At 47.3% G+C, this 24,881-nt stretch carries 24 protein-coding genes; 2 read left to right on the plus strand and 22 right to left on the minus strand.

The window, feature by feature from the left end; translation table 11 throughout:
* Positions 1 to 24: 24 nt before the first annotated feature.
* From BM415_RS20950 to BM415_RS21045, 20 genes are all read right to left on the minus strand, one after another.
* Positions 25 to 732 (minus strand): glycosyltransferase, encoded by a 708-nt coding sequence (locus BM415_RS20950; protein ID WP_091161061.1) that lies wholly within the window; start codon positions 730 to 732, stop codon positions 25 to 27.
* Entirely contained in the window at positions 733 to 1,674 is a 942-nt protein-coding gene (locus BM415_RS25705) for an NAD-dependent epimerase/dehydratase family protein (protein WP_091161063.1), read from the minus strand.
* The gene (locus BM415_RS20960; RefSeq protein ID WP_091161065.1) at positions 1,656 to 2,486 is read right to left on the minus strand and encodes an SDR family oxidoreductase; all 831 of its coding nucleotides are present in this window, start codon (positions 2,484 to 2,486) and stop codon (positions 1,656 to 1,658) included. Before BM415_RS20960 ends, BM415_RS25705 begins: the two co-directional genes overlap by 19 nt.
* Positions 2,483 to 3,469 carry a polysaccharide biosynthesis protein gene (locus tag BM415_RS20965; protein WP_091161066.1) on the minus strand — a complete coding sequence of 329 codons (987 nt, stop codon included), beginning with the start codon at positions 3,467 to 3,469 and terminating at the stop codon, positions 2,483 to 2,485. Before BM415_RS20965 ends, BM415_RS20960 begins: the two co-directional genes overlap by 4 nt.
* Positions 3,462 to 4,553: a non-hydrolyzing UDP-N-acetylglucosamine 2-epimerase gene (gene wecB / locus BM415_RS20970; protein WP_091161068.1), complete on the minus strand. Its 1,092-nt coding sequence runs from the start codon at positions 4,551 to 4,553 to the stop codon at positions 3,462 to 3,464. The genes BM415_RS20965 and wecB overlap by 8 nt, the downstream gene beginning before the upstream one ends.
* 12 nt (positions 4,554 to 4,565) lie before the next feature.
* Positions 4,566 to 5,996 (minus strand): glycosyltransferase family 4 protein, encoded by a 1,431-nt coding sequence (locus BM415_RS20975; protein WP_091161069.1) that lies wholly within the window; start codon positions 5,994 to 5,996, stop codon positions 4,566 to 4,568.
* Positions 5,997 to 6,159: 163 nt separating this feature from the next.
* Positions 6,160 to 7,296, minus strand: coding sequence for a CgeB family protein (locus tag BM415_RS20980; RefSeq protein WP_244533628.1), 1,137 nt, complete (start codon positions 7,294 to 7,296; stop codon positions 6,160 to 6,162).
* A 68-nt stretch (positions 7,297 to 7,364) separates the two neighbouring features.
* On the minus strand, positions 7,365 to 8,435 hold the full coding sequence (locus BM415_RS20985; RefSeq protein WP_091161073.1) for a CgeB family protein: 1,071 nt from the start codon (positions 8,433 to 8,435) through the stop codon (positions 7,365 to 7,367).
* A 265-nt stretch (positions 8,436 to 8,700) separates the two neighbouring features.
* Positions 8,701 to 9,009, minus strand: coding sequence for a hypothetical protein (locus BM415_RS20990; RefSeq protein ID WP_091161075.1), 309 nt, complete (start codon positions 9,007 to 9,009; stop codon positions 8,701 to 8,703).
* Positions 9,010 to 9,029: 20 nt separating this feature from the next.
* The gene (locus BM415_RS20995) at positions 9,030 to 9,296 is read right to left on the minus strand and encodes a hypothetical protein (protein ID WP_091161076.1); all 267 of its coding nucleotides are present in this window, start codon (positions 9,294 to 9,296) and stop codon (positions 9,030 to 9,032) included.
* Positions 9,296 to 9,616: an alpha-helical endospore appendage domain-containing protein gene (locus BM415_RS21000; protein WP_091161078.1), complete on the minus strand. Its 321-nt coding sequence runs from the start codon at positions 9,614 to 9,616 to the stop codon at positions 9,296 to 9,298. The genes BM415_RS20995 and BM415_RS21000 overlap by 1 nt, the downstream gene beginning before the upstream one ends.
* A gap of 36 nt (positions 9,617 to 9,652) precedes the next feature.
* On the minus strand, positions 9,653 to 9,856 hold the full coding sequence (locus BM415_RS21005; protein WP_139237045.1) for a hypothetical protein: 204 nt from the start codon (positions 9,854 to 9,856) through the stop codon (positions 9,653 to 9,655).
* A 337-nt stretch (positions 9,857 to 10,193) separates the two neighbouring features.
* Positions 10,194 to 10,820: a DedA family protein gene (locus tag BM415_RS21010; RefSeq protein ID WP_091161081.1), complete on the minus strand. Its 627-nt coding sequence runs from the start codon at positions 10,818 to 10,820 to the stop codon at positions 10,194 to 10,196.
* A 223-nt stretch (positions 10,821 to 11,043) separates the two neighbouring features.
* Positions 11,044 to 12,420 (minus strand): glycosyltransferase family 2 protein, encoded by a 1,377-nt coding sequence (locus BM415_RS21015; RefSeq protein ID WP_091161082.1) that lies wholly within the window; start codon positions 12,418 to 12,420, stop codon positions 11,044 to 11,046.
* Between the two features lie 31 nt (positions 12,421 to 12,451).
* Positions 12,452 to 13,489 carry a GT-D fold domain-containing protein gene (locus BM415_RS21020; RefSeq protein WP_091161084.1) on the minus strand — a complete coding sequence of 346 codons (1,038 nt, stop codon included), beginning with the start codon at positions 13,487 to 13,489 and terminating at the stop codon, positions 12,452 to 12,454.
* A 13-nt stretch (positions 13,490 to 13,502) separates the two neighbouring features.
* The gene (locus tag BM415_RS21025; protein WP_091161085.1) at positions 13,503 to 14,234 is read right to left on the minus strand and encodes a sugar phosphate nucleotidyltransferase; all 732 of its coding nucleotides are present in this window, start codon (positions 14,232 to 14,234) and stop codon (positions 13,503 to 13,505) included.
* 14 nt (positions 14,235 to 14,248) lie between these two features.
* Entirely contained in the window at positions 14,249 to 14,995 is a 747-nt protein-coding gene (locus tag BM415_RS21030; RefSeq protein WP_091161087.1) for a glycosyltransferase family 2 protein, read from the minus strand.
* On the minus strand, positions 14,992 to 15,852 hold the full coding sequence (locus tag BM415_RS21035; protein ID WP_170862579.1) for a glycosyltransferase family 2 protein: 861 nt from the start codon (positions 15,850 to 15,852) through the stop codon (positions 14,992 to 14,994). Before BM415_RS21035 ends, BM415_RS21030 begins: the two co-directional genes overlap by 4 nt.
* 42 nt (positions 15,853 to 15,894) lie before the next feature.
* Positions 15,895 to 16,890: a glycosyltransferase family 2 protein gene (locus BM415_RS21040; RefSeq protein WP_244533630.1), complete on the minus strand. Its 996-nt coding sequence runs from the start codon at positions 16,888 to 16,890 to the stop codon at positions 15,895 to 15,897.
* Between the two features lie 200 nt (positions 16,891 to 17,090).
* Positions 17,091 to 20,510, minus strand: a complete 3,420-nt coding sequence (locus BM415_RS21045) for a WIAG-tail domain (RefSeq protein ID WP_091161090.1) — start codon at positions 20,508 to 20,510, stop codon at positions 17,091 to 17,093.
* A 224-nt stretch (positions 20,511 to 20,734) separates the two neighbouring features.
* Between BM415_RS21045 and BM415_RS21050 the strand changes: the two genes are divergently transcribed.
* Both BM415_RS21050 and asd read left to right on the plus strand, forming a co-directional pair.
* On the plus strand, positions 20,735 to 21,862 hold the full coding sequence (locus BM415_RS21050; RefSeq protein ID WP_091161092.1) for a YheC/YheD family endospore coat-associated protein: 1,128 nt from the start codon (positions 20,735 to 20,737) through the stop codon (positions 21,860 to 21,862).
* A gap of 89 nt (positions 21,863 to 21,951) precedes the next feature.
* Positions 21,952 to 22,764, plus strand: a complete 813-nt coding sequence (asd, locus tag BM415_RS21055) for an archaetidylserine decarboxylase (RefSeq protein WP_091161093.1) — start codon at positions 21,952 to 21,954, stop codon at positions 22,762 to 22,764.
* 368 nt (positions 22,765 to 23,132) lie between these two features.
* Here asd and BM415_RS21060 read toward each other — a convergent pair whose 3' ends face one another.
* Both BM415_RS21060 and BM415_RS21065 read right to left on the minus strand, forming a co-directional pair.
* A complete protein-coding gene (locus tag BM415_RS21060; protein WP_091161095.1) occupies positions 23,133 to 23,921 on the minus strand; it encodes a helix-turn-helix domain-containing protein in 789 nt (262 codons plus the stop codon).
* Positions 23,922 to 24,017: 96 nt separating this feature from the next.
* Positions 24,018 to 24,797 carry a TIGR00266 family protein gene (locus BM415_RS21065; RefSeq protein ID WP_091161096.1) on the minus strand — a complete coding sequence of 260 codons (780 nt, stop codon included), beginning with the start codon at positions 24,795 to 24,797 and terminating at the stop codon, positions 24,018 to 24,020.
* Between the last annotated feature and the right edge of the window lie 84 nt (positions 24,798 to 24,881).

Raw genomic sequence — 24,881 nt, forward strand, 5'->3', positions numbered from 1 at the left:
CCGAAAGAAGGCAGTTGCCGTGGGTTAGCTCTGCGCTCTTATACGATCCTGGTACTTGGCTTTAATTATGCTTATTTCTTGTGATATCGCATCACCATGACGCAAGGTGCCCATTCCCTGATGTCTGCGATATGCAGTAAGCGGCTCTGTAATATAGGGCATGGAGTATCCTGCAAGCAATACGCGGTTCCACAAGTCATAATCGTGGGTATACCGTAACGACTCATCAAACAAGCCGACGGACTGAAAAATAGATTTGTGAAACATTACCGTACAACCATTTACCGGATTGCCCACCAGAAAGATCCGAAGCATTTCCTCTCGGGTCATGGATGACGTGCCGGCCCGATATTGAATCACACTCCCTTGCTCGTCAATAAAATTAAAATTGGTATGAGATATAGAAGCGCCCGTCTTCTGCATGATGCGAACTTGCCTAGCAACCTTTTCTGGATAGATGATGTCATCCGAGCTTAACCAGACGATATATTCGCCAGATGCATACCGGATACCATGATTCAGCGCTGTCGCTGTTCCTCCGTTTTGTTTGCCAAGATAATAAATATATGGCATATAAGGATGAATTAAATCGGCGTGTACCGTTGAGCCGTCATCGACGACGATCACTTCAGTAGAAGGATAGGTCTGTTCAAGCGCGCTCTGAATGGCATGAGGAATATATGGACAATTAAAGAAAGGGATTACAATGGTAACCAATGGCTGATCCTTCATTTAGCTCCTCCTCTCTCTATGGCGGGCATCATTAAGGATATCCTGAATAGACCTCTCAAACGGTATTTGAGGCGCCCATCCCAAACCGGATGGTGAAGAGTGATAAGGGTGAGACTCGCTTGTCGTTCCTCCAGGCCCAGACGTTGGTGAGCCCCATACGACAGGTACCTCTCTGGTGGCAAGGGACAGCATGAGCTCAGCCACTTCACCGAGTGTTCGCTCCTTGCCAGACACCACGGGATAAACGACACCCGGCAATCCTTTTTGCAGCAATAAGACATAAGCTGATACTGCATCTCTTACATCGAGAAAATCACGTCGATCCTCCGGAGAAGCTAGCCGGAATGGATCAGGATTGTTCCCGCCTTCCGCAGAAGCAACATGCCGTGCGAGTAATGCACAGATGCCTGTGGAAGGGCCAGGACCTATTAAATTTCCGGGCTCCGCATATATAATTTGCTGTCGATATAAATGAGTCCATGCCAATGTAACGATCTCTTCGACATATTTACTGAGACTATACGGATGAGGAGGTGCAGGTGGACTGCCAGCCTCCGGTGTATATTTCAGACGGGAACCGATGATAACGATTCGGCAGTGAGGGATCTCCCGGAGAGCATCCAGCAAATATAGCGGGGACATCACATTGGTCTGGATTGTTGTCAGTGGGTCTGACCATGAGGATGGTACAGAATTCTGTCCTGCCAAGTGAAGCACAAAGTCAGGTTTCGTGCTCTGTATCAGCTGATGAACAGAGCGCCGATCTTCAAGATCACACCTATAGATATTCGTGTGATCAGGAAGGACAATACTTGAAGCTGTGCGAAGGACTGCCGTCACTTTAGCACCGAGACGTGTTAACAGGTCTACCGCATGCCTGCCCGTAAATCCTGATGCGCCTGTTACCAGCACAACTTTATCCTTTAATGTATTTTCGTCCATTCCGCCAGCTCCTTCAGCATGTCGGAATACGATGGCATCGACCACTGCGCGTCTTGCCGTGTCACCGCCAAAGTCCGATCCTGAACCATTTTTCCGCTCGGCACAATGACCGTATCCGATGCCTGCCATATTTCCTTAAACAGCAGAAGCAGCTCATACTTCGAAACCGGCTCTTTGTGCGCGAGATGGATCAGACCGGAAGTGTCAGATTGCATATAGTAATCCACTGCCTTAGCCAGCTCGAGTGTAGTCACTCCATTCCATCTTACATGGGTATAGCCTTGCACGACCCCTTTCTGATTCAAGAACCAATGCATGAGCCCGATGCCGTGTTTTCGTATTTCAGGACCAATAATAGAGGTGCGGATGGTAAGATGACTCGGAGAACGAACTTCTCCGAGTGCTTTGGTAATCGCATAGACTGAATCGCCGTCAGTAACTGCATCCTCTGTATACTGCCCTGTGCCATCTCCCTTGAATACACAATCCGTGCTGATGTGGATCAACCGTGCATGAATTTGATCCGCAAGGGCTGCAAGCCGATGCGGCAAAAATCCATTCACATGGTAAGCCTGAATAATATCCCGATCCGCATGATGGTTAAGAATACCTACCGCATTAATAATAATATCCGGGCGAACAGCCTTGACCAGCAAATCCACGCTGTGAATATCATTCACATCAAGGATCAGACTATTTGGGTCCTTCTTGTCACGTGACGTATAGAAGACAGCATGCTGACCTTGCTTCTTGAAATACTCAACCAGCATATGGCCTGCCATTCCATGTCCGCCTACGATGAGTAATTTCATGCTAGAAACCCCCCGCGCTGCAGGATTTCACGGATTTCCTCTTTCGTCATAAGATTAAACTCGGAGCTGAAGCTGGAGAAGGTAACCGGCTCGGAGTCCTTATATCTCTCTTTGAGAACAGGCAGCTTTAATGTCGGTAAAATGACGAGATATTGATCATCATAGACAACCGTATTTCTGCTCTCGAATTCGCTCATCAGTATTTCATGAATCTTCTCACCCGGACGAGTTCCCCGTTCGACAATCTGCACATCTCGAACCCCCGCATCTTCAATGAGCACCTCCGCCAGATCTACAATTTTGCAGGTCGGCATGGTCATGACAAAGATTTCTCCGCCAACACTTTCAATAGAAGCCTTGAACAGGAGCGAAATGGCATCCCTTAGGGTAAGGAAGAAGCGTGTCATACGCATGTCAGTGATGGACACCATCCCTTTATTGCGTATTTGATCCTTGAACAGATGCACAACACAACCGTTCGTACCGAGCACATTGCCGCCCCGAACGGTAACAAAGGCTGTGCTGCTATGAAGCAAATTGGCATAAACGATTAATTTTTCACCGATTGCCTTCGTCATGCCGTAGAAATTGGATGGATTAGCCGCTTTATCTGTGGAGATGTATATCACTTTTTTAACTTGATTCTCAACAGCCGCTTCAATAACATGCTGCGTGCCAATAACGTTTGTTTTTAATGCTTCATAAGGTTGATCCTCACACACAGGCACATGCTTCAGTGCAGCCAAATGGTATACATAGTCGATTCCGCGGCAAGCCGCGATCAGCGCATCCTTATCCCGAATATCGCCGATACAAAATTTGAGACGCTCATCTTCGAATTCACGGCTCATGGCCACCTGGCTTGATTCTCCCCGTGAGTACACAATGACCTCTCTCGGATTCATGGTTAAGAGCTGGCGTATCAGTTCGTGTCCCCATGATCCTGTGCCGCCTGTCACAAGGATTCGTTGATTTTCAAACATGCAGTTTCCCTCCAAGTAGAAATTTGACGACTTTATCCGATACATCCTGAACCAGGTAACCCTTCGGGCATTCCCAGTCGGACTTCAGCTCCACCATCAGTGTCACGGATTCTGCAATCCGATCCGCGTCTATTCCAGATACAACATTGCTTCCACAATCTACCGTTTCCGGTCTTTCGGTTGTCTTCCGCATCGTAACGGTCGGAATTCCCATGATGCAGCATTCCTCCTGCACTGTGCCGCTGTCCGTCAATGCGCATCTGGCGTTCATTTCAAGCATCAAAAAGTCAAAGAATCCAAAGGGCTCATAAAATTCAACAAGTGGATGCATATCCAGCTTAAGATGCTCTTTAATTCTGGCTCTGGTTCGGGGATGAATACTGCAAATAATCCGCTGGCCGTGTACTGCCGCAACCTTGTTTAGTCCCTCCATAATTTGCTCAAGGTTATATGGTACGTCTACATTTTCCGCCCGATGAGCCGTGACAAGAAAGTATTGTCCTGACTTGAGTCCCAGCTTAGTCATAATTTCGCTGGCCATCGTTTGTGCTTCATACAGCTTCATCACTTCGTAGATGGGGTTGCCGGTCAGTACGATTCGCTGACTTGGAATACCTTCGCGTATAAGATGATTCTTGCTCTGCTCTGTATATGGCATATTAATGGTCGATATGGCATCAATGACCCGCCGATTCTTCTCTTCGGGTACGTCCAGATCGAAGCAGCGATTTCCGGCTTCCATATGCACCACCGGAATTCCCATACGCTCGGCAAGAATGGCGGATAATGCACTGTTTGTATCACCCAGAAGCAGAATTTTGTCCGGCTTCTCTTTCACAAGAATGGACTCCAGCTGCTCGAACATTGCAGAGAGCTGGCGTCCTAGAGAGGCTGCCTTATCCTGCAGTACATAATCAGGAGTACGTAAGCCCAGTTCTTTGAAGAATTGACCGCTTAGACTTTCCGTGAAATTCTGTCCGGTGTGCACAAGTATATGTCTGCTGGCATAACGATCCAGCTTGGGAATGATTAGACTTAGACGAATAATTTCCGGTCTTGTTCCGAGCACTGTCAGTATCTTCATGTACTTCCCTCCTTATCGAGCTTTTCGAGCTCGCTTTCTCTGCTTTCGTACCACAATCTTGGTTCTAGGGCGTTTCTTTCTAGTGATGGCTGTACTGCGTTTTTTGGCCTTTGCACGCTTTTTTGATTTCAAGAGGGGAGATGGCGACCGTTTAGTTTTTTTTCTTCGTTTTCTTTTTATTGGAGAAGGGGGATTGGCGGCTTGGTAAGCCTGCAGGGATATGATGTTCCTTGCTGAATGCAGATCAGAGAACCAATCAGGGAACAGCGTGATCCACTGCTGCACCATGCTCGCGGTTCGCTTCTTGTATGCTGCAGGTCCATAAATTTGCTCAGCCTTGGAGTGATTGTGTTGCCCCGTCCGCGCAGACTCCTTCCGATTTGTGATGAATGGGATGATCTTGGCAGCAAGCTCCTCTGTATTGCCCGGAGCGACAAGCAAATGTCCATTATCTACAGATTCCATCATTTCTGCGAGCCCTCCCTGTCGAAAGGCAATAACAGGCTTGGCGAAGTACATGCTCTCAAGGGCCGTCATTCCAAACCCCTCTTTTACCAGGCTGGGAATCACCGCAAGATCCATGGCACTGTATGCGCAGCTCACATCTTCAATGAAATCAGTGAATAGAAATTGATGAACATATCCTGACTGCTGAATTAGAGATATGCACTCCTCATAATAGACCGTATCCACTGCGGTACCGATCATCCAGAACCGGGTGTGCGGGAATCGTTCGCATAACAAGAGCGCGGATTGTATAAAAGGCTTGAGTCCTTTTGCTTCATATATAAATGAGGAAATATATCCGATACAATAATGTCCGGGGGTCAGACCAAGTGTCTTCCGCTGAGTCTCACGCAGACCTTCCCAGGCATCTGGTGCGGCAAGAGTTTCATTCCAGGTTGGGGGCAATACCGTTAGCTTAGATGGGATCGAGCTGTGTATGAGCGGTTCCGTTACTGCATGTGAGATGGCAATCACCCAATCACTATGCTCATCAATAAATTGAATAGCTTCAGCCGTATAAGGATTCGTTTGAATGATTTCGGTGAGCTTCCAGATGACAGGGATGTCAAGTATGCGAGCAGCCATAACTGGAATCACATTTACACAGGTATTGGAGACGATCATGTGGGGATTTTCATCACGAAGCAATCCCACAACTTCGTGTGAAGAAGGATGTTGCATCAATCCGGCAGCGTCCTCTCTCAGCTGCTCATACGGAATATACATATAGTGGAGAAGCTCATAAGGCTGAATGATGACCCGGATTGAAGCTTCGCTTGCCATTCGTGCGATAATGCCTTCACAAGGCACAACCAATACACAATCAAAATAGGACTCCATTTGTCTGCAGAAGCTGAGAAGCAGCTTCTCAGCTCCAGTAATACTCTCTGTACTGCTGATATGACTGAACAACATCAATTTAGGTTTAAGTGTCATAGAGTGTGCAACCCTTTAGTTTCCACTGGACTACAGATATCAAAGGGTGCCTTCACCTCCTTTTTCCGGGTACACTATAACCACAATATATTCTGTTATTAAATATGACCGGCACGACAAATGAACCGTATCATTTGTACAATTTCCAGATCGCAATGAAAGCTTACCCGAATATAATCTGCAGTAGACTGTTTAAACGATGACTGTAGGTATGTTCATTCCAGGTGCGTTCAAAACCCCGAAGCGCAATTTCTCTTCTCTTGTCTTCGTTTGCCATATAATATTCAATCTTCTCTATCATTTCGGTCGGTGATTCATATGTTTCGATCTCTACACCCGGGGTGTAGAACCGAATCAAGTCGGAGCGGGTATCTGTAAGCTGCAAGGTGGCACACGCGGATATTTCAAATGTGCGGGGATTTGGGGATAGAGGAGGGATCTTGATGCTGTTGTTGTTCATCGAATCATCCTCGTGAGAACGGTGCAGGTTCAGGACGATTTTTGTTCCGTTGTACACATCTCTTGTCTCATCAGGACTCATCCAACGATTAAGTTCAATTTGGTGGCGGTACAGTTCGTAATCGGGAAGGCGGTCCCACCATATTCCGTTAAACACGGTATTATGAGACATGATCTGCGGAAGCACGGGATTGAAATACTGCACTCGATTCCAGTAGCCAGAGCCGATGAAGCTGACATCCCTGCGGGCAGCAGTCGGTGTCATGTTAGGATAATAGTGATGAATGAAGGCACCAAATGGCAGATAATGCACCTCTGCACACCCATGATTGCGGTACAATTCAACACAATTCAGCTCGAGTGTAAAAATATAATCATAGTGAGGAGCTATATTAAGGGTCATATCGGTATAATAAGGATCATCTGTCAGCCATACGGCAGTTCGAACCCCTAAGCTTCGAATCTGATCAACCACCTCTACAGGAAGGAACATTCCATCGAGCGCAAGCACAAGATCCGGCATAAACATACGTACCGTTTCAAGAGCAGACTCATCGGGATTCACAATGTGTACAGCCGAGCAGAGCGTTTGCAAAGTTTCAATAATCGCTTGATCAATCGGTGAGTAGGGAAAACCCTTACCTGAGGATATATATACGACTTGAATTGGGCGAACCGGCAGGGGCTCTTGAGCCCGGCTCATCATAAAATTGGCACGCCCTCTTAAATAACCGTCATCGAACCCTCTCTGAAATTGCTGTCTGTTCACAAGAGATCCGGAATTGTAGCCATACCTTCTTGTTGAAGAAGCTTTTTTCTTTGATTTCTGTCTCACAGCCACGCCTATCGTCCTCCTTCGACTTATATGATGCGGCATGAAAATGCAGCCAGCTTGATATGCCCTAAATTTTAAACATGATTTAACAGTATCTCGATCCGGTGCTTCATGGTGTGACGCACATTCGTCGTCATGAGCCCTCGCCAAGCAATAGATAGACGCTCTTGTTCGTGTGTAAGATAGTATTCCATCTTCTCTTGAAGGTCTTGTGTCGTATGAAAGGTTTCAATGTCATATCCCGGTCGATAATACAACGTCAGATCATCTCGTACATCGGTTAATTGGAGCGTACCGCAGGCACTGATCTCATAGGTGCGAGGATTGATAGAGCCACCCCTAATTTGATGGGTATTTCGATTATCCAATCCTATCTCACAAGGTCTGTGCATATTTATAACGATCTTGGCTCCATTATAATAATTTACAGATTCAATAGGCGGAATCCAGCCTGAGCGAATAAATGGACGGAGCAGCTCCAGATTGCTGAGCCGATCCCATTCCCCTCCTGCAATCATCACACGTTTGTTCTTCAAGTAAGGAGCAAGCGCATCGAACAAAGCGATCCGGTTCCAGAATCCACTGCCGATAAATACGATATCGTATCGATATTCAGGTGCAATCTGCCGCGGCCTGAATAGCGAAGTGTTCACTCCCAGCGGAACATAATGCACGTGCTCGGCTCCCAGATTTTTGTAGAAAGATACTGTATTCAGCTCATGAGTAAAAACCAGATCATAATGCTGAGAGATTAATGCTGTTTCTTCTGTAAAATAGGGATCATCGACAAACCATATTGCCGTTCGGATTCCGTGTGATCGAATCTCTTGTATTTGTGCAAGATGATCTTCAGGAAAGATATGAAGTCCATTCAACACGAGCACCAGATCTGGGATATGCTCCATGGCGGTCTTGGCCATTGCTGATCGATCTGCCACCACGCATTCACGAACAGAAGAGTTCAGTGCATCGATCATCCCTTCATCAATCGCATCAAATCCCTGAGGAACATACATGACCTTCAGATCTCGAATCGCGGGAGAAAATGGCTCCGTTCTGCCAAGTACCGCTTCGCATCCGCCATATCGTACACCCTGCTCATATCCAGCCTGATATCCCTGCAGCCTTCGCTTGGTCCTATTCACCTCTCGTTCTCACCCTCGCCCAAATGGTATAGTGTAACCACTTCTAAACTATATGCCAGGGTGTCAAATGCATCATGGACCGTTGTCCTCACCGGTATAAATTTGGCCTTTGTCCCGAGTACAAATATCATGAGTTCTCACTCTTAACCAATTTTCCGGTAATAAAAGGGCTTGTACCCTGTGTAATAAAAGAAAAAACTGTTTTACAAGTGACCGAAGTGACGTCTGCTTGAAAACAGTTAATGACATTCAAAAAATGAAGAAATTATTGTGCCTCATAGGCCAGTTTATGTCCATCTTCGAATCCTTGTGCGAACCCGGCGTTGAACCCTTCGCTGTATGCGTCTTTGTACTCCGGTGCGGCGAAAGTTTCTCGCGGGGACTGGACACGTTTTTTGCGGAGCTGACGCTTCTTCCCCCTTGGAGACACCCGTTTCTTTCCCCTTTTCTTGGAGCTCATCTTTGATATCTTTTTCTTGTTTACCCCGAGAGCCTTTTTCTTCTTTCTGACGGATGTAGCGCGGGCACCAGCCTTTTTGCCGGAACCCGTTACCCTCTTTTTTTTTCTCTTCATATTTTATTCCTCCTGTAGACTTAATCATGATCCTCAGCAGGATACCAAGGCGGAGCAGGACTCCCCTTCTTGATTGGCTCCAGTGAAATCCCATGGATGCTCTGTGCCATCTCCTGCTGACATTTGGCGATAAGGTCAATATGCTTCATGAGCTGCGATGCAGGAACGGCTGCCAGTTCATAGCCATCTGCGATCGTCTCCAGCATACGAGAAAGTGCAGTCTGACTTCTCGCAATCGACTCCAGCAGGGCGAGCTTCGCCTCCCTCTCTCTCGTTAACAGGCTCATCACTTACCCACATCAAGATCCATATCAAACGAACCGCCGTCCTGCTCTCCCTGGCTGCTTAATAAAGCCTTTAGATTGCTGTTCAATCCGGCTTCCATCCGATTAACGCCTTCAAGAAGCTCGATCAGATGCTCCTGCAGCTTAAGAGACATATTCAACTGATCTTCATGGCTGTCGAACACAGCTCCGCTTAAATGATTAATAGACCAATTTCTTATTTTTTCCGCTTCCAGTGCCTTAGCCTCCAGAATTAGGGATATATTATGCTGCAACTTAACGGCAGCGTCCATAATTTGAAGCATGGATTCCTCTCTGCTCATCCACTCTCACCCGCCTTTTTTCCCTAAAAAATGCTTCTATTCTTCATCCGATGCGGCCATTTCCCTAACGATATGCGTAATGGAATCCGCAATCATCTCTTCCAAATCAGCCAGATTGCCCAAATAGGATACAATTCCGGTATTTAATTGCCCTGCCCCATCGATTAGTCCCTGCATATCTGTGAAATGCGGCAACATGTCCGGCATTACACTGATCATCTCTGCCATGCGCACATTCACATGCCGCTCCGCTTCAAGAACCCTTGCTACTTGATGATGAGTATGAGCTAAATGAGCGAGCACTTCATCGAGTTTTTGCTACACTGGACCCAACCTCCCTCTTCAAAATGTAACTCAAGAAAAAATTCCGGCCTTATCAGCATTTGCCTTCCATAGCATATGCATGGCTTGAGAACTCAGTGCTTGTTAGACACGCTTGCCGCTTCGGATATTTTAGAAGAAGAGTTATGACAATATACAAGGAGAATGAACAGCGAGATTAACTAAAAAAAGCACTGGATGCTGTCATCCAATGCTTCTTAATTTCTTATTTCGTAATCATGCGGGGTACGCAATATTACTCTCGATTTTGCTGAGATTTTCGAATTCTTCGAAGGATCCATTTTGCCAGCTGGTACAAGACGAAGACAATTCCGATCAGAATAAGGGTACGTGTCAGCGATTTTTCTACGATATTGAATACCAGCTTCCACTGCTCACCAAAGATAAAGCCGATGAAGAAAAACGTGGTCACCCATAGGGCCGTTCCACCGTATGCATAGGTAGCTACAGTCCGATACGGAAGTCGAATAATGCCTATGAAATACCCAATGAATTGTCTGACACCCGGAACAAAAAAAACAAAAAGCAAAAGCTTGTCCCCATACCTGTCGTACCTTTTTCTTGTTTTTTCAAGAAACTCCGGATGAATGAACAGCCACCTTCCAAAACGATCCACAAGTGGAGACCCAAACCTGTACCCGATCGCGTAGGTAATCGTTACACCGAGACAAGCTCCTGTCAGTGCAAGCAGATAAGCGGGAAGCCACTCCAGTAGTCCCAAATAAACAAGGTATCCCGTATATGTAAGCGTGCTGTTTCCAGGGGGAATCGGCAACGCGATGAAGTCTAGAGGCAGGCCAATTAACAGTACATAATAGCCATATTGATCAAATAATCGTTCAACGACGTCAATTAAATTCATGTAATCTCCTTGATCAGGTCCTAATGTTATTTTTGATAGACAAACAAGAGCAGAGCCGCAACGTTCTCCACTGAAAATATTATTAAAATTGGAAACTATAATCAAGTTGGATCCATCTCATGGAACTACAAGCCGGACCTTAGGAGATCAACCCAAAGGCCCGGGTTATTTAAAATATAACGAACATCGCCTTAAGCGATGCTCCCCTGCACCCACATTCCGTCTATAATACCGGGCTAAGCAGTATAGGTGGAGCAATAATAGGAAGCCCTTGTGGAATGGATTGCAATTGTTCTGTGGTAACCTCATAAATGTCTTGCGGGTCAATGCCCCAGCTTTGAACTGCATGTGCCGTAATGAATAACCTTCGCTTTCCATCCTTCAATTGATATACAAGCTGTGTAACCTCTGGACGGCTCGCGGTCACTATACTTCCATCGGGAATCCCGATTGTCATCTTCTCGGCTTGCCGCAGCTGTAGCTCTTCCAGTGTATGGAGCTGGAGGATATCCCCCATCGGAATGGATTGCAGTTCATACCGAGACAGCCGAACAGCCTTATCGAATATCTGTGTTCGATGTGAATCCTGCAGCTCTAGAGGATGCTTATGACCATTATTTAGCCAGTAGAGCTTACCGCCGCTTGTTTTGACCAGTCTACGATCAGGATAAAAATGATAGCTTTGGATGCCACGCATTCCAACTTGCTCATATTCTGCACCATTTGTATGCAGCGTTTCCTGAATCAGCAGATGTGGATTCCCCCATTTTCCCTCATAATACTTCGCATTTTGATCATTGGTTTCTTGAAACTTTGAATTCCCCATACTCTTCATGCTTACACTGCCAAAATGATGAATAAAGCTGTCTCCGGCAATACACAATTTTCTCCCTGACAACCTGATTCGAATCATCCAATCATCATCCTCGTAATTGCCGATGTGATACCCTTCATCCAGATATCCAATCTCATTGAGCAGCTCTCTTCGGAATAATAAGCAGAAGCCGACAAGTCGATCTGTATATTTCCATTTGCCGGGATCAGGCTTATTATACCCTTCTGCAAAAGGAAGCATATCCTTCACATCGGTATATGGAACCTCTATTTGCTGTTCTCCTCCAATATAATTCGTAACAGGTCCTACCACTGCAATACCAGCATCACTGTTTAAACAGCTCATCATATTCGTGAGCCATCCCGGCGTCACCACAACGTCGTTGTTCAACACGACAATATATTGTCCTCTGGCCATCATCAGGCCATGATTGACACCGCCTGCGAACCCCAGGTTGCTCTCCAGCACGGTGTATCTGACATCTAGGCCTAGAGACCTGAGATAATCTGCTGTACCATCTGTTGAGGCGTTATCCACGACTACAATTTCATAAGGTTGAGAGGTGTGAGCCTGAATGCTGGCAATGCATCCCTTCAACATATCAATCTGGTTATAGGTTGGAATGACGATGCTTGGCCCGTCAATCCACTTCCCGTATGAATGAATGCCATGAGGTACACCTTGATCGTATCCTTGTTGAAAGCCCGCCTGAAACGGAGTCACCCGCGGCGTTTTCTGCATTTGCTTCATGGTCTTTCGAGCCATATTTGTATTACCTCCTTCAAGAACTGCTGTTTCACTGCTGACTTTCCTGTATCATTTGATCCGCCAAATGACCGATATCAATCGCCACTTTGTTATCTTCACTCGCTATGCGCTGACAAAGAACGACTGCAGGAACGCCCGCAGCGATTAAACATATATCAAACTTATACATACGGCACTGCTCTATTACTCGCTCGATATCTTCGAATCCCCGTACCGGGCTTACACTGCCCACAACGTTTATACCTTGTTTCCTCATAATATCTGCTGCTTCCGCTGCTTTGTTTCCTATAAGAAGGACACGCTGATTAGCGAGCATAGGCAGAAGCAGGCCATGTTGATGAAGCTGGTAATTAATGAGTGAGGTTGTCAGCCGGCTCTGTGCCAAACTCCAGCCATAATGTTTACTTACGGCAAACAGCAGCATCTGGAATTCGGGCCGCCTGGACATCGGAACACCCACATAATCTGCCTTCATGATGGAGTTCAGCAGGAGACTCTGAACAGAAACATCAGGTAAAGGCACCCCTGCGTAGGGCAGGAATGCCCCTAACTCATGGGCTTCTGTATTAGAGATCACTGTCCCATAAGCAAGGGTCAGCAGCTCGCCGTCTCCCAGCCGTACAAGCGAAAAAGACCGGCGTTCATCCATCGCCGACCGAATCTCACCCGCTACCTGTACACTGCTTGCAATCTCAAGCATATCGGCTTGATGCTGCATGAGACCTGACTGGATGAGAGCTTCGACCGTAACCTCTGGCAGCATTCTTCCGTATGGAATAAGCTGCTCTACAATCGCCTCACCGCCATGATAGAGTCCTTCTCTGTATCCTGCTGCATAAGCCTTCTGGTGCGTGCCCTGATGATAAGACGGGAGCGGAGCCAGCGGTTTGTCATGACGCTTCTGTTGATATTTTTTGGAAGTAGGTCTTTTTCTCATGGGCGGCTTTAATTTGGATATTTTGCTCCTGACCGAACGCTTATTCTTGACGGAAGATCTCTGTCTTCTCTTCTTCGCGGCATGAATGACGACCTGCCCGAAATAATCCCTCTTCCTGCCTCGCTCCATATCCATTGCTCCCTTAGGGTAAGATCTTCTTCATCTGAATGGCTGCATCCTGGAGAGATTCGAAGGTTCCAGCATCGCTCCAATAACCAGAGAGAATATCATATTCCAGTTTCTTCGCTCTGGCATAAGCATTGTTCACATCCGTAATTTCAAGCTCTCCGCGAGCAGAAGGAGATATGCCTGAAATAATATGGAATACATCAGCATCAAATAAATAAAACCCAGTTACGCTGTAATTGGTCACGGGATGCTCCGGCTTCTCCTCAATATATGAAATAAGGTTGCTATGCTCCAAGTCAAATACAGGCACTCCGTACCTTCTCGGATCATCAACCTCCTTCAACAGCACTCTGGCTGTGCCCGGCTTCTGATGCATAAATGCAGCGACGTATGGAGTGAGATCATCTGCAAACAGGTTATCACCAAGCAGCACAGCAAACTTCTCCTGCGGCAAAATAAATCCTTTGGCTAAATCCAGTGCCTCTGCAATACCACCCGCTTCTTCCTGGATACGGTATGTCAGACTTACCCCATATTCGGCTCCGCTCCCGAGGAAATCAGTGTACAGTCCAGAAGACTGTTTGCTAATAATGAGCATAATGTCCGTAATACCTGCTCTGCGCATCGTCTCAAGTCCATACACTATCATTGGGTATTTCCCAACAGGGAGCAATTGCTTATTCATCAGCTGTGTCAACGGCCGAAGGCGCGTGCCCTTGCCTCCTGCAAGAATAATTCCTCTCAATTTCATTCCTCCTTCTAGACGTATTGAAGCGGGTCTATCTGCCATTTATCTATAAAGAGTTCACGATTCCGCTTCACCAGCTCGCTTAAACGCTCCTCACCCGACTTGCGGAAGCTCGCACTCCCCTCATGATGCACCAGCGTGTCTCCACAGACGAGCAATCTGTATCCGGCAAGCCTTGCCCTATAGCAGTAATCGTCATCCTCGTAATGACCTGGACTGAACCGTTCATCCAAATACCCAATCTTTTCAATGAGTTCCCTTTTGAACATGAAGCACAGTCCAACAATTCGGGGAACCTCTATCCAGCGTGAAGGGTCAGAATGGTTATGAGCAGCTGCAATATCTAAGAACTGAGCTTTGGAGTCAAACGGAATATTTATCTGCTGTATGCCACTTGCATAGTTAGTGACCGGACCCACAATACCGACCATGGGATCACTGAACAATCCCTGTTTTAGTTGGGTAAGCCAGTTTCGCGTCACGGTCACATCATTGTTAAGCAGCAGCAGGCTGCCTCCCCTCGCAAGGCGCAAGCCGCTGTTGCATGCCTTCGGAAATCCGCGATTCTCTGGAAGAGAGATCACTTTAATTCGCTCAGATACACAGTACTCGTAGGTTCCGTCAGTAGAACGATTGTCTACAACTATGATTTCGTAAGGTTCCTCCGTCCATTTCCGTATGGAATCCATGCAGCTGCGCAGCAATTCAAGACCATTGTATGAAGGTATAATAATACTGGTCATATCCTGGACATTCATGGCGCATTTCTCCAACTGGCGACTGCCGCTCTATATTGAGAATCGGAAGAATACTCTTCGAGCCCTGGGCCGGCTTCAAGATATTTCGATAACGCTTCAATATGGTCGCCAATAATCATGCGTTCCACATTGTTGCCCTTGCCTGTATTGTCCTTTCTTAGGCGATTGCCCGTTATAACGTTAACTTTGCTTACGGCTTCTACCTTCATGCCCTTTGTGCAAGCCAGCATCTGTGCCAGTGGAGGTACCATAAGGCTCTGATAACCAATTTCTCTGATGCAGCGGCTGGATAAGGCATGAGGTACTGCAACAAGTGAGTTTGCCGCAAGATCACTCCGATTGAGCACCGAATTCAAGTAGGCTTTCATTCGTGTGACGTCATCTTGATCTGGAAATGCCGGGATATAAGAGGTTAAGTTATTTAACGCCATATCAACACCTCGATCGACGGCTGTTAAAAACGGAGCCAATTGCTCAGCCTTAATCACGATGTCTCCATCCGTGAACAGGACAATATCAGAAGTCGTAAGCTCTGCTCCGATCGCTCGACCGACATCATGCCCCACCCGATCTGGTTCATGCACAATAGTGACTGCCGGAAACTTTCGTGCAATCTCATAACTGTTGTCTCTGCATCCATTTAACACAACCACAATTTCCTGCAGCGGCAAACGACTGAGCTCCTTGAGCACTCCTCCGAGTGTTCCGGCCTCATCAGATGCGGAAACTACGGCAGAAGCCGATTTCTGTAATGTTAAGCGTACTTGCGCTGAAGCAGACAGGTTACGCTTTGAGCTCGGTGATTTCGTCTTTCTGCTGCCCGGCTTCTTCGTCCCTCGCGAATTGTTCTTTCGCACAGTCGTCCTTCTCGTCCTGGTTCGGTACTTCAAATGCTCTATTCACCTCGCTCTAACCAAGTGCCTTGCCCTGTGGAGATCCGTAAATCCGCCGCGGCTCCCTTGATGCAGCGTTAGCCAGCGAACAGCTTTCTCATGATCTCTCAAGACAATGCCGGTCAATAGGTCTTGATTGGCCCGATTCTTTCTTCTAAGCGGATTTAATCTCCCAACAGGCACGCGATGTACTGCTTTGACAGCAAGACCCTGCTTGATTGCCATAGCTTGAGCTAATGGAGGTACCTGGAGTGCCCCCTCCCGAAGCAGGTCAAATGCAGTTCTGCTGATGGCATGCGGAACTGCCGTCATGGAGGCTCCCTTCAAATCTGATCGGCCGAGCATGATATTCAGTGCGTGCTTCGCTTCCACGACCGGATGAACCGGCTTTTTACGAACGGGGCCATTATAATCATTCAGTGCAACATCAATTCCGGACAACACAGCACTTACAAATGGCTTCAATTCCTGACCAGGGATCAACATATCCCCATCAATGAAGAGCAGCACCTCTCCTCTAGCCGTTTCAGCACCGATCTGCCTTCCGACATCATGACCGAGAGCTTCATCGTAAGAAATAATACGGGCTCCGGCTGCTGTTGCTCTGGCTTCTGTCTGATCCGTAGAACCATTGACAACAACGATCACTTCAGTCGATGGATGAACCCTCTTTGCTTCCCGAATGACGCGGGCAATCATGGCCTCTTCATTCATTGCAGGAATAATGACAGAGACAACCGGCTCATGTACGACAAATTCCTGCGCCTCGTGTCTCAGATGAGTGCCTTTTGATTGCTCAGCAGCCAGCTGACCTGATTCAACCGAATTTGTGGATTTTGATCGGCGATTTTTGATCATTCGTTTGGTTGATCGACGCCTCTTCAGCGGCTTCGCTTTTCCGGTTTGCTGTATATGGCCTCCCTTGTCAAGCACCCGTTTCTGGCTACCGGACCGGCTGGGAGCTTTTGAGCTTCGCTGAAATTTTTGATTGTTGTCTCCCACCGTATGTCCTCCTTCTACCTTCTTGTCAGGCTCGCTTCTATCAAGGAGTATTCACGTATAGCATATGCATACAGATGAGGAGGGCAACGGCTTCTGTCCTTACTACCTTCACCCGAACCTCATGAGCATATAGAAAAAAGCAGTGCTCTCCCGCTGAACAATCGTTCAGGGATTGCACTGCTTATATACTAAAATGGGGTTTATGGCTGTGAGCCAAGAGCAATCCATGATACTGTGCCGTAATCACTGCTGTCCCCATTTAAACGTCTGATCTTGAGCAATACGGATTCTTTTCGCTGCTCGATCACGCAGACTTGGAAATCTGTCGTATTGCACATGGCTACAAATACATAGCCTGCTGATTCAAACTCTTCTTCAAAGCAGACCACTACTTCTTCCTCAGTTGCTTCTTCGTCTACAAAAGCAATAATATATTGCCCAAACTGCTGTGTAACCGGGCGATTCGAGCCAGAGCGTACCGGAGTAAAGCTCAAGTGTTCCGGATACAGTGTTCCTTCTGCGATATGCTGTCCTTCGATCGCTCGTTCCGCCAGCTGTTCTCCTGTAATCGATCTTGGTTCAAGAACTGTAGCCGGAAGGCTCTCTTCAACCAGCTTATCGCCTGTGATGCTCTTATCTCGGATCAGTTCGGCTCCAATCGCTCCTTCTTCGATATGGGCTCCACTGACACTGCGAAGACGAATATGGTAAGGAAGAACGGCACCTTCAAATATATGCCTCGAATGAATAGACGACTGCTGTAAATGATTGGAGCTAATGATCTCGGCCTGCAGATGCGAACTATTAATGGATAACGGCATCAAATGCTCCCATGAGATTGAGGATATACCGTAATGCTCATGCTGAAGCAGACCTGGCATGAGATGCACAGACTGAACTGCTTCACTGGCAAGATGTGAGCTGCCGATTGCTCCTTCTTCAATAAGTTCAGACGTAATGGATAACGCCTGAATATGTTCTCTTTCAACCGTTCCAGGCTTTATATGATAAGAAGAGATCGAACCTGGACTAATGTGATGATCCCTAATAGAGCTGTCCTGGATATGCCCTGAACCAATCGCTGCTTCTTCGATATGCAAGCCTTGAATACTGCTGTGCTCTATATGTTCAGAGGATATGGCAGCTGACTTTATATGATGACGATCGATAATCTGATCCTGAAGTGCATCCTCATTAATGGATGCGCTCATCAGATGAGCCTCGCCAATGCTGGCCCGGGCAATCTTGCGTCCTGTGATTGTCTCATCATTGATCCATTCCGCTTGGCGCAGGTCGCTGGACAGGTGCTCGGCTGTAATGGCGCTTTTCTTGAGATGATACCCTTGGATGCTCCGCTCCGCCACATGCTTGCCGAACACGGATTCATTCGCAAGATGTGTATCGAATATGGATTGAGGAGCAATTTTGTCAGACGTAATTGCACCCGCCTGGATGGACTCATGAGTAATGGCTCCTGGATATAAATGGCCGTTCAGTACACTTTGCGCTGCAAGCTTCGTTGCCGTCACACTGCTGTCCGCGAGTTTAGCTCCGGTCACTGCCAGATTAGCCAGCTTATCGGTCGAGACGCTTTCAGGGGACAGCTTGAGCGATGTAACCGCATAGTCTGACAAGTGCTGAGGAAGCACAGCCCCGTTTTTTATCAGCTGATCTGTAATACTTGCCTGAGCAAGATGCCTTGAGTTAATGCTGTTGTCCGCTATTGCAGCGGAGAGGATCGACCCTTTCTTCAGATGAATGCTGTCAATGGAGTCGGCAGCCACATGCTCGGTATGAATGGCCTGCTCTTGAATTGCCTCTCTGCTGACACTGCCTGGCGTCAAATGAATATTCTGAACAGACTTCTCTGCTAGATGCTCACTACGAACCGCACCTTCTGCGATAACTCCACTACCTACAGAACCGGCTGCAAGCTTAGCTTCCGTTACACTCTTGTCGGCAAGCTTATCCGCAGTGACCGATAAGATCTGCAGGTTCTTTGTATGCACGGCATTATCACTTAAGTGCAGGTGCTGAATGCTGCGAGGAGCGATGGCTGCACTTGTAACGGATTCAGGACCCAAATGTTGAGTCAGCACCGTACTGTTGCCTATATGGTCTGATTCAATAGCTTCTTTGGTCAAATGCCAAGCATATATAGAGCTCGCAGCCAGATGGGCAGAACCTACTGCACCGCCTGCAATGTGTCTTGTATGCACCGCCTGGTCCGCCATTTTGGCTGCGAGAATGCTCTGATCCGCAATCTTGGAAGAAGTCACTGCCTGCTCTACTAGCTGGGCGGTACCCACGGATTGATCACTAAGCTTCGAGGTGCTTATAATTCCATCAGCAAGGTGATTGCCTGAGATTTCGGACTGTCCGATTTGTTCTTTGCCGATGGCACCTTTTTGAATCTGCTTCGCGCCAACCGTCTCATCAGCTAAATGTATCCCTGTAACTGCTTGTTTCTTAATGTGCGATTCTCCGACTGCCCCTTCTGCAATCAGATCGGCATCAATAATCTTGGCAGACAAGTGCTGCTTGTTGACGGCTCCCTCCGCAAGATGCTCAGAAGTTATTCCACCCTGTACCACGTGCTGTGCAAGAACGGCACGATCCTCGATTTTTCCAGAGGTTACGGCTCCATCTCTTATCTTGCGAGAGGTTACAGCATCATCAGCCAGCTTGGAATTATGAACTGCTCCATTGCCCAGCTGTCTTGTTCCTACTGCACTCCCTGCAATCTTCTCCTGCGTGATGGATTCATCCTGAAGCATTTCACTGGAAATAATCAGACTGGCGAGGTGCCGTGTACTGATTGATCCATCAGCGATCTTGTCTGCATCAATGCTCTGATCGCTTAATTTTCTGGACGTGATGCTGCCATCCTTGATCTTGCCGCCTGTTATTGATGCGTCCTTTACTTTCTCTCCCGAAATCGCCCCGTTAACCAAGTGCTCATCCAGTACAGAGGCTTCGGCCAGCTTAGAAGAAACGATAGCTCGGTCTGCAATATGAATGGCAGTAACCGCATACTCTTGAAGAGCTTCGCTGCCTACAGCTCCCCGTTTAATATGTCCGCTGTTGATTGCATACGGGGCCAGCTGTTTACCCGTTACGGCATGCTCGCTAATGTCCTCGGCGTAGATAAAAGCTTCTCCTCCCGGCATCTCTTTCTCCGCCAGCAGCTCTTTCTTCGCTTTGATCAGACTTTGACTGTGTCCGGTGTCTTGTTTGGTGTCCATTTCCGGGTTTGAGACTGTCTCTTGACGCATCGTTTGATCCAACTTGGAAATGGGCGATGCCTCAACCATAGGGGCTGCCTGTGCTGTTTCCTCTTCCTGAACAGGTACAGGTAGAGGTACAACAGGTACAGGTACAACAGGTACAGGTACAGATACAGTCTCCGCAACCGCAATAGAAGCCCTCTCTTTGGAAGCAGCTTCCTCTTTGGCGGTGAATTCAGCCTCAGCATTTAATTTACTCTGCTGCCTGGCCTTAGCTCGCTCCCTCTCTGCATTTAACCGGTCCAGCAGTGCAAGCTCACTCGTATCGGGGTCTATCCCAAAACGATGTTTGGATGCATTCTGGCTCGTTTTGATCTTCCCTCTTTTTTTCAAAACCGCTCGCTCCTTTATGACAAAACAGTTGTTTTTCCTGCATCTTATGCACAGTCATGGGCATGTGACACTCTCCGAACACACTTTGATAAAGGAACAGGCCCTTATTTTGGACTTGTATACAACGGCTGAATGCGGGCTGTTCTCCCTATCGGGCACGATCCCTGCAGTCATAGAATAGAATTGAACCTTTCTTTAACGTATACGAAAGGAGGAATCAAGCGATGGAACATGTCGGTATCCTCCTGGACTCTTCTGTGTACCGAGGAATTCCTCAAGGCAGAACCGGACAGGAATCGCTGGCATCATATGAGCTCGCGGCAGCTACCTATGACCTCATTCCATGTTACATGAGGCTTGAAGACATAAATCTGTCTACAGGAACATGCAGAGCCTATATCCACTCGAGAGACAGATACAAGCTGCATACCATCAGGCTTCCATATATTATCCATAATCGGGCTATGTACTTTACTACAGCCAGTCATTATAAAATGGCCAGACTGATTCAGCAGGGAATCCTTATCTATAACCTTAGAAATCGATATAAGAAATATCAGATCCATAGACTTCTATCCCGAAATTCGGAGATCGCACCCCATTTGCCCGAGACAGAGCTCGCTACGACGCAATCCATAGCACAGATGATGGCGAAGCATCCCGATCTAATTATCAAGCCCAGCAATGGAAGTATTGGAACTGGAGTTATGCGGCTTACACAGCGGAACACCATGTGGCAGCTCTCCTTTCAATCGAAATCAGGCAAATGGAGACAAGTAAGGTTGAAGCAAGGACAACTGCCGGCCTTTATGCCCGCGCTTATTGCCCGCAAAGAGCACCTCGTGCAGCAGAGGATACCTCTAGCCACCTATGAAGACAGACCTTTTGATCTGCGTGTAACCGTGCAGCGGGGGATAAACGGGGAATGGGGAGTTACCGGGATGTTCGCCAAGCTGGCTACATCAAGGCAAGCCTTTGTCACCAATGTGGCTCGCGGCGGATCTGCAATGACCGTGGAACGAATATTTCCTGGAGCGTTTCCACATGTTGCTGCAGATCAGCTCCTTGGTGACATTCATCATCTGGCTCTGACTGCAGCTCACCAGCTATCCCTTGAGCTGCCCCATATTGCTGATCTTGGAATCGATCTGGGTGTCACAGCGTCAGGCGAAATCTATTTGATTGAATGTAATGGAAGAGATCAGCGCTACGGCTTCCGCAAAGCAGGCATGCCGGAAGAATGGGCCCGGAGCTATCATGAACCGATGGCTTATGCACGTTATCTCCTTGATCATAAACCGACTGCTGCTTCTCTGGATGATCTCATCCTGGGTGCAAGAACGTCTTATTGATTTCAATGCAGTTCTGTGTCAATATTATGCAGAGTGACCGGACTTTTCGATTGTCCGGTCTAGACGCTCGTTTCCTAAGGGGGATATACATGTCGAAACCGTTGCTGCGCCTCATGACAGAACTTTCTTCACGCAAATGGATCTCCCGGCTTACCGGCACTTTTTCCAAGAGCAGTGCTAGCCGGCTGCTAATTCCGTGGTTTATCCAAACCTACGAGATAGATCCTAATGAGGCCGAACTAGAACCAGGCGAATACCCTTCCCTGAACGCTTTTTTTACGCGAAGGCTGAAGCCCCATGCAAGGCCGCTGCATGAGCATCCAGAGTCTCTTCTCAGTCCGGTGGACGGTAAAATTACAGCGATGAGCCCGATAACCAAGGGCACCATTCTTAATATTAAGGGTCACGATTATACCCTCGCTGATCTGCTGAATCAATCTCCTCACATGGAGAAGTATAAAAATGGATGGGCCATCATTCTGTATTTGAGTCCAAAGGATTATCATCGAATTCATGCTCCGGTTACCGGCAAACAGGTAGAGAGCGAGCATATTCGCGGTAAAGTGTATCCGGTTAATGATTTTGGTCTGCGTCACATGAGAACCGTACTAAGCCGCAATGAACGGCTTATTACATATATCAAGCATGAGCATGGCGAAATTGCCCTCGTGAAAGTCGGTGCTATGAATGTAAGCAGCATTCAATATGCTGATGATAAGGTGAAGGCTTGGCAACGCGGGGATGAGCTCGCATACTTCGAATTCGGCTCTACCGTCGTACTGCTGTGCGAGAACGGCACCTTTGTACCAAGAGAAGATCTGGCGGAAGGCGACACCATCCGGATGGGTGATTCGCTTGGAATGATTGTTTCGAAGGCTGCAGTAGCAAGGAGACCTTCATAGAAGAATGCATCGAATTAGAGTGCGGATCTGAATATTAAAAAGCAGCAGTCTCTAAGAGGTTACTTTTCCTAAAGGCTGCTGCTTTTATAATTTCAGGATTTTGCATAATTCGGTATTTGGGATTTATGCATAGTACTCTGTATATTGGGATTCAGTCCAACTAAATTAAATCGATTCTAGAACCAGACATTTTCCACCGGTTTACGGCGCAAACGGTTACGGAACAGAGAACAGCCTTTGCCAAAGCAGCCGCGATTACGTATTCTGCGAATTCCGTTCACAGTAGTCCCTCCTTACTCCTGCAAGATATACAATAATCATATACCCGGCATCATAAAGTTTGAAACTTTATCCCTTCTCCGCTTGAATTAACGTATCTCCGACGGACTCTTTCCCGTATATTGCTTGAACTGCCTGCTGAAAAAGAAGATATCGCGATACCCGAGGGCATCCGCAACCTCTGTTACATTCATTCCTGCATGCACCAGCAGGTGCTCGGCACGTTCAATGCGCATCTTAATAATGTAGGACTGAACGGATGAACCGATCAGTTCTTTAAACTTAATGGAGAAATAACGAGGCGAGAGTCCTGCTCTCGCCGCAAGATCCTCTACCCGATGGTTAATACCGGGATGCTGGCGTACGTAATTCGCTATTTCCTGAATCGCTTCAGCAAGCTGGTTACTAACCTTCTTCTCCGCAGGATGCTCCTCATACTCCAGCCGCAGCAAATGAATCATCATCTGTTTCAAAATAAGCTTATTCTCTTCTTCGCGTCCATAGGCTTGGGATAAAAATAATCTCACATATCTGGCAAGCATATGCTCGAAATCAATGGTCTCTCTAAGCCGATTATACGTACCAGGTACTTCTGTAAGCGGCCCCTTGACATCAAAATGTATATACGTTAGAACAAACGGCTTCTGCGGATTATGAGTTGCACTTGTATGGTCACCAGGACGGAACAAGAAGCAGCTTCCCTTCTGGGCATGATAAGGCTCATCATTCACTATGACCGTACCTTCTCCGCTCCACACATAAAATAAATCGTAGTTTTGCATCGGTTTTTCGCGTTTCTGCCATTTCCAGCCTGGCTCACAGACAATCTTGGCGACGGCGGGCAAAATCACAAAAGACGACGGTGACGCATGTAACATGTCGTCCTTCCTCCTTATTAAGTGGATCATTACCCCTTATTATAGCGTGAAACGAGGCGGAAGAAAAACGGATCATCATGCCAATAGCGTTAACGATTAACGCCCATCGAGCAAATTGCCAAGTCCTCCAAGAACGCTGCCTTCCTCTTTTTTGCCCATACTTGCGGACAGCACCTTATCAGCCAATCTGGAGAACGGAAGAGACTGCACCCAGACCTTACCCGGCCCACGCAATGTGGCAAAGAACAGTCCCTCCCCGCCGAACAATGCGGTCTTCACTCCCTTAACGAATTCGATATCATAATCAATGGTTGAGGTCATTGCGACAAGACAACCTGTATCTAAACGAAGCGTTTCACCAGGCTGCAGCGTTCTTTCGATCACTAAACCGCCGGAATGAACGAAGGCAAGACCATCCCCCTCAATTTTCTGCATAATGAAGCCTTCTCCGCCAAAGAAACCTGCACCCAGCTTCCGACGGAACTCAATACCCACCGATACACCCTTGGCCGCACACAGAAAGGCATCCTTCTGGCAGATCACTTTACCACCCAAGCTGACCAGGTCCAGAGGAATAATCTTGCCCGGATACGGTGAAGCAAAGGTTACGCTTTGTCGGTACGTTCCTTCGTTCGTGAATACCGTCATGAATAAGCCTTCACCTGTTATGAGTCGTTTGCCTGCCCCCATCAATTTGCCCATCATGCCTCTTCCGCCGGAACTGCCGTCCCCGAAGATCGTTTCCATTCGAATATCCTGATCCATCATCATGAAGCTGCCTGCCTCAGCAACAACACTTTCACCCGGATCGAGCTGAATTTCCACACACTGCATCTCCGAGCCGAGAATGGAATAATCAATTTCATGTGCTGCCATTTGAATTCCCCCATACGTTGAATTGTTGGATTTTCATCATTTGATTTCACTTCGACTATGATTACGTGACATTATCTTCACTGG

The organism is Paenibacillus sp. 453mf, from assembly GCF_900116105.1.
Classification (GTDB): domain Bacteria; phylum Bacillota; class Bacilli; order Paenibacillales; family Paenibacillaceae; genus Paenibacillus; species Paenibacillus provencensis.

Bases quoted from the DNA above. Each gene is read 5' to 3' on its own strand.
- BM415_RS21050 (WP_091161092.1), top strand. From the start codon at position 20,735: ATGGAACATGTCGGTATCCTCCTGGACTCTTCTGTGTACCGAGGAATT.
- BM415_RS20995 (WP_091161076.1), bottom strand. From the start codon at position 9,296: ATGAGCCTGTTAACGAGAGAGAGGGAGGCGAAGCTCGCCCTGCTGGAG.
- BM415_RS20975 (WP_091161069.1), bottom strand. From the start codon at position 5,996: ATGACACTTAAACCTAAATTGATGTTGTTCAGTCATATCAGCAGTACA.
- BM415_RS21015 (WP_091161082.1), bottom strand. From the start codon at position 12,420: ATGGCTCGAAAGACCATGAAGCAAATGCAGAAAACGCCGCGGGTGACT.
- BM415_RS20960 (WP_091161065.1), bottom strand. From the start codon at position 2,486: ATGAAATTACTCATCGTAGGCGGACATGGAATGGCAGGCCATATGCTG.
- BM415_RS21000 (WP_091161078.1), bottom strand. From the start codon at position 9,616: ATGAGCAGAGAGGAATCCATGCTTCAAATTATGGACGCTGCCGTTAAG.
- asd (WP_091161093.1), top strand. From the start codon at position 21,952: ATGTCGAAACCGTTGCTGCGCCTCATGACAGAACTTTCTTCACGCAAA.
- BM415_RS21020 (WP_091161084.1), bottom strand. From the start codon at position 13,489: ATGGAGCGAGGCAGGAAGAGGGATTATTTCGGGCAGGTCGTCATTCAT.
- BM415_RS25705 (WP_091161063.1), bottom strand. From the start codon at position 1,674: ATGGACGAAAATACATTAAAGGATAAAGTTGTGCTGGTAACAGGCGCA.
- BM415_RS21060 (WP_091161095.1), bottom strand. From the start codon at position 23,921: ATGTTACATGCGTCACCGTCGTCTTTTGTGATTTTGCCCGCCGTCGCC.
- BM415_RS20950 (WP_091161061.1), bottom strand. From the start codon at position 732: ATGAAGGATCAGCCATTGGTTACCATTGTAATCCCTTTCTTTAATTGT.
- BM415_RS21065 (WP_091161096.1), bottom strand. From the start codon at position 24,797: ATGGCAGCACATGAAATTGATTATTCCATTCTCGGCTCGGAGATGCAG.
- BM415_RS21030 (WP_091161087.1), bottom strand. From the start codon at position 14,995: ATGAATGTCCAGGATATGACCAGTATTATTATACCTTCATACAATGGT.
- BM415_RS20990 (WP_091161075.1), bottom strand. From the start codon at position 9,009: ATGAAGAGAAAAAAAAAGAGGGTAACGGGTTCCGGCAAAAAGGCTGGT.
- BM415_RS20965 (WP_091161066.1), bottom strand. From the start codon at position 3,469: ATGTTTGAAAATCAACGAATCCTTGTGACAGGCGGCACAGGATCATGG.
- BM415_RS21010 (WP_091161081.1), bottom strand. From the start codon at position 10,820: ATGAATTTAATTGACGTCGTTGAACGATTATTTGATCAATATGGCTAT.
- wecB (WP_091161068.1), bottom strand. From the start codon at position 4,553: ATGAAGATACTGACAGTGCTCGGAACAAGACCGGAAATTATTCGTCTA.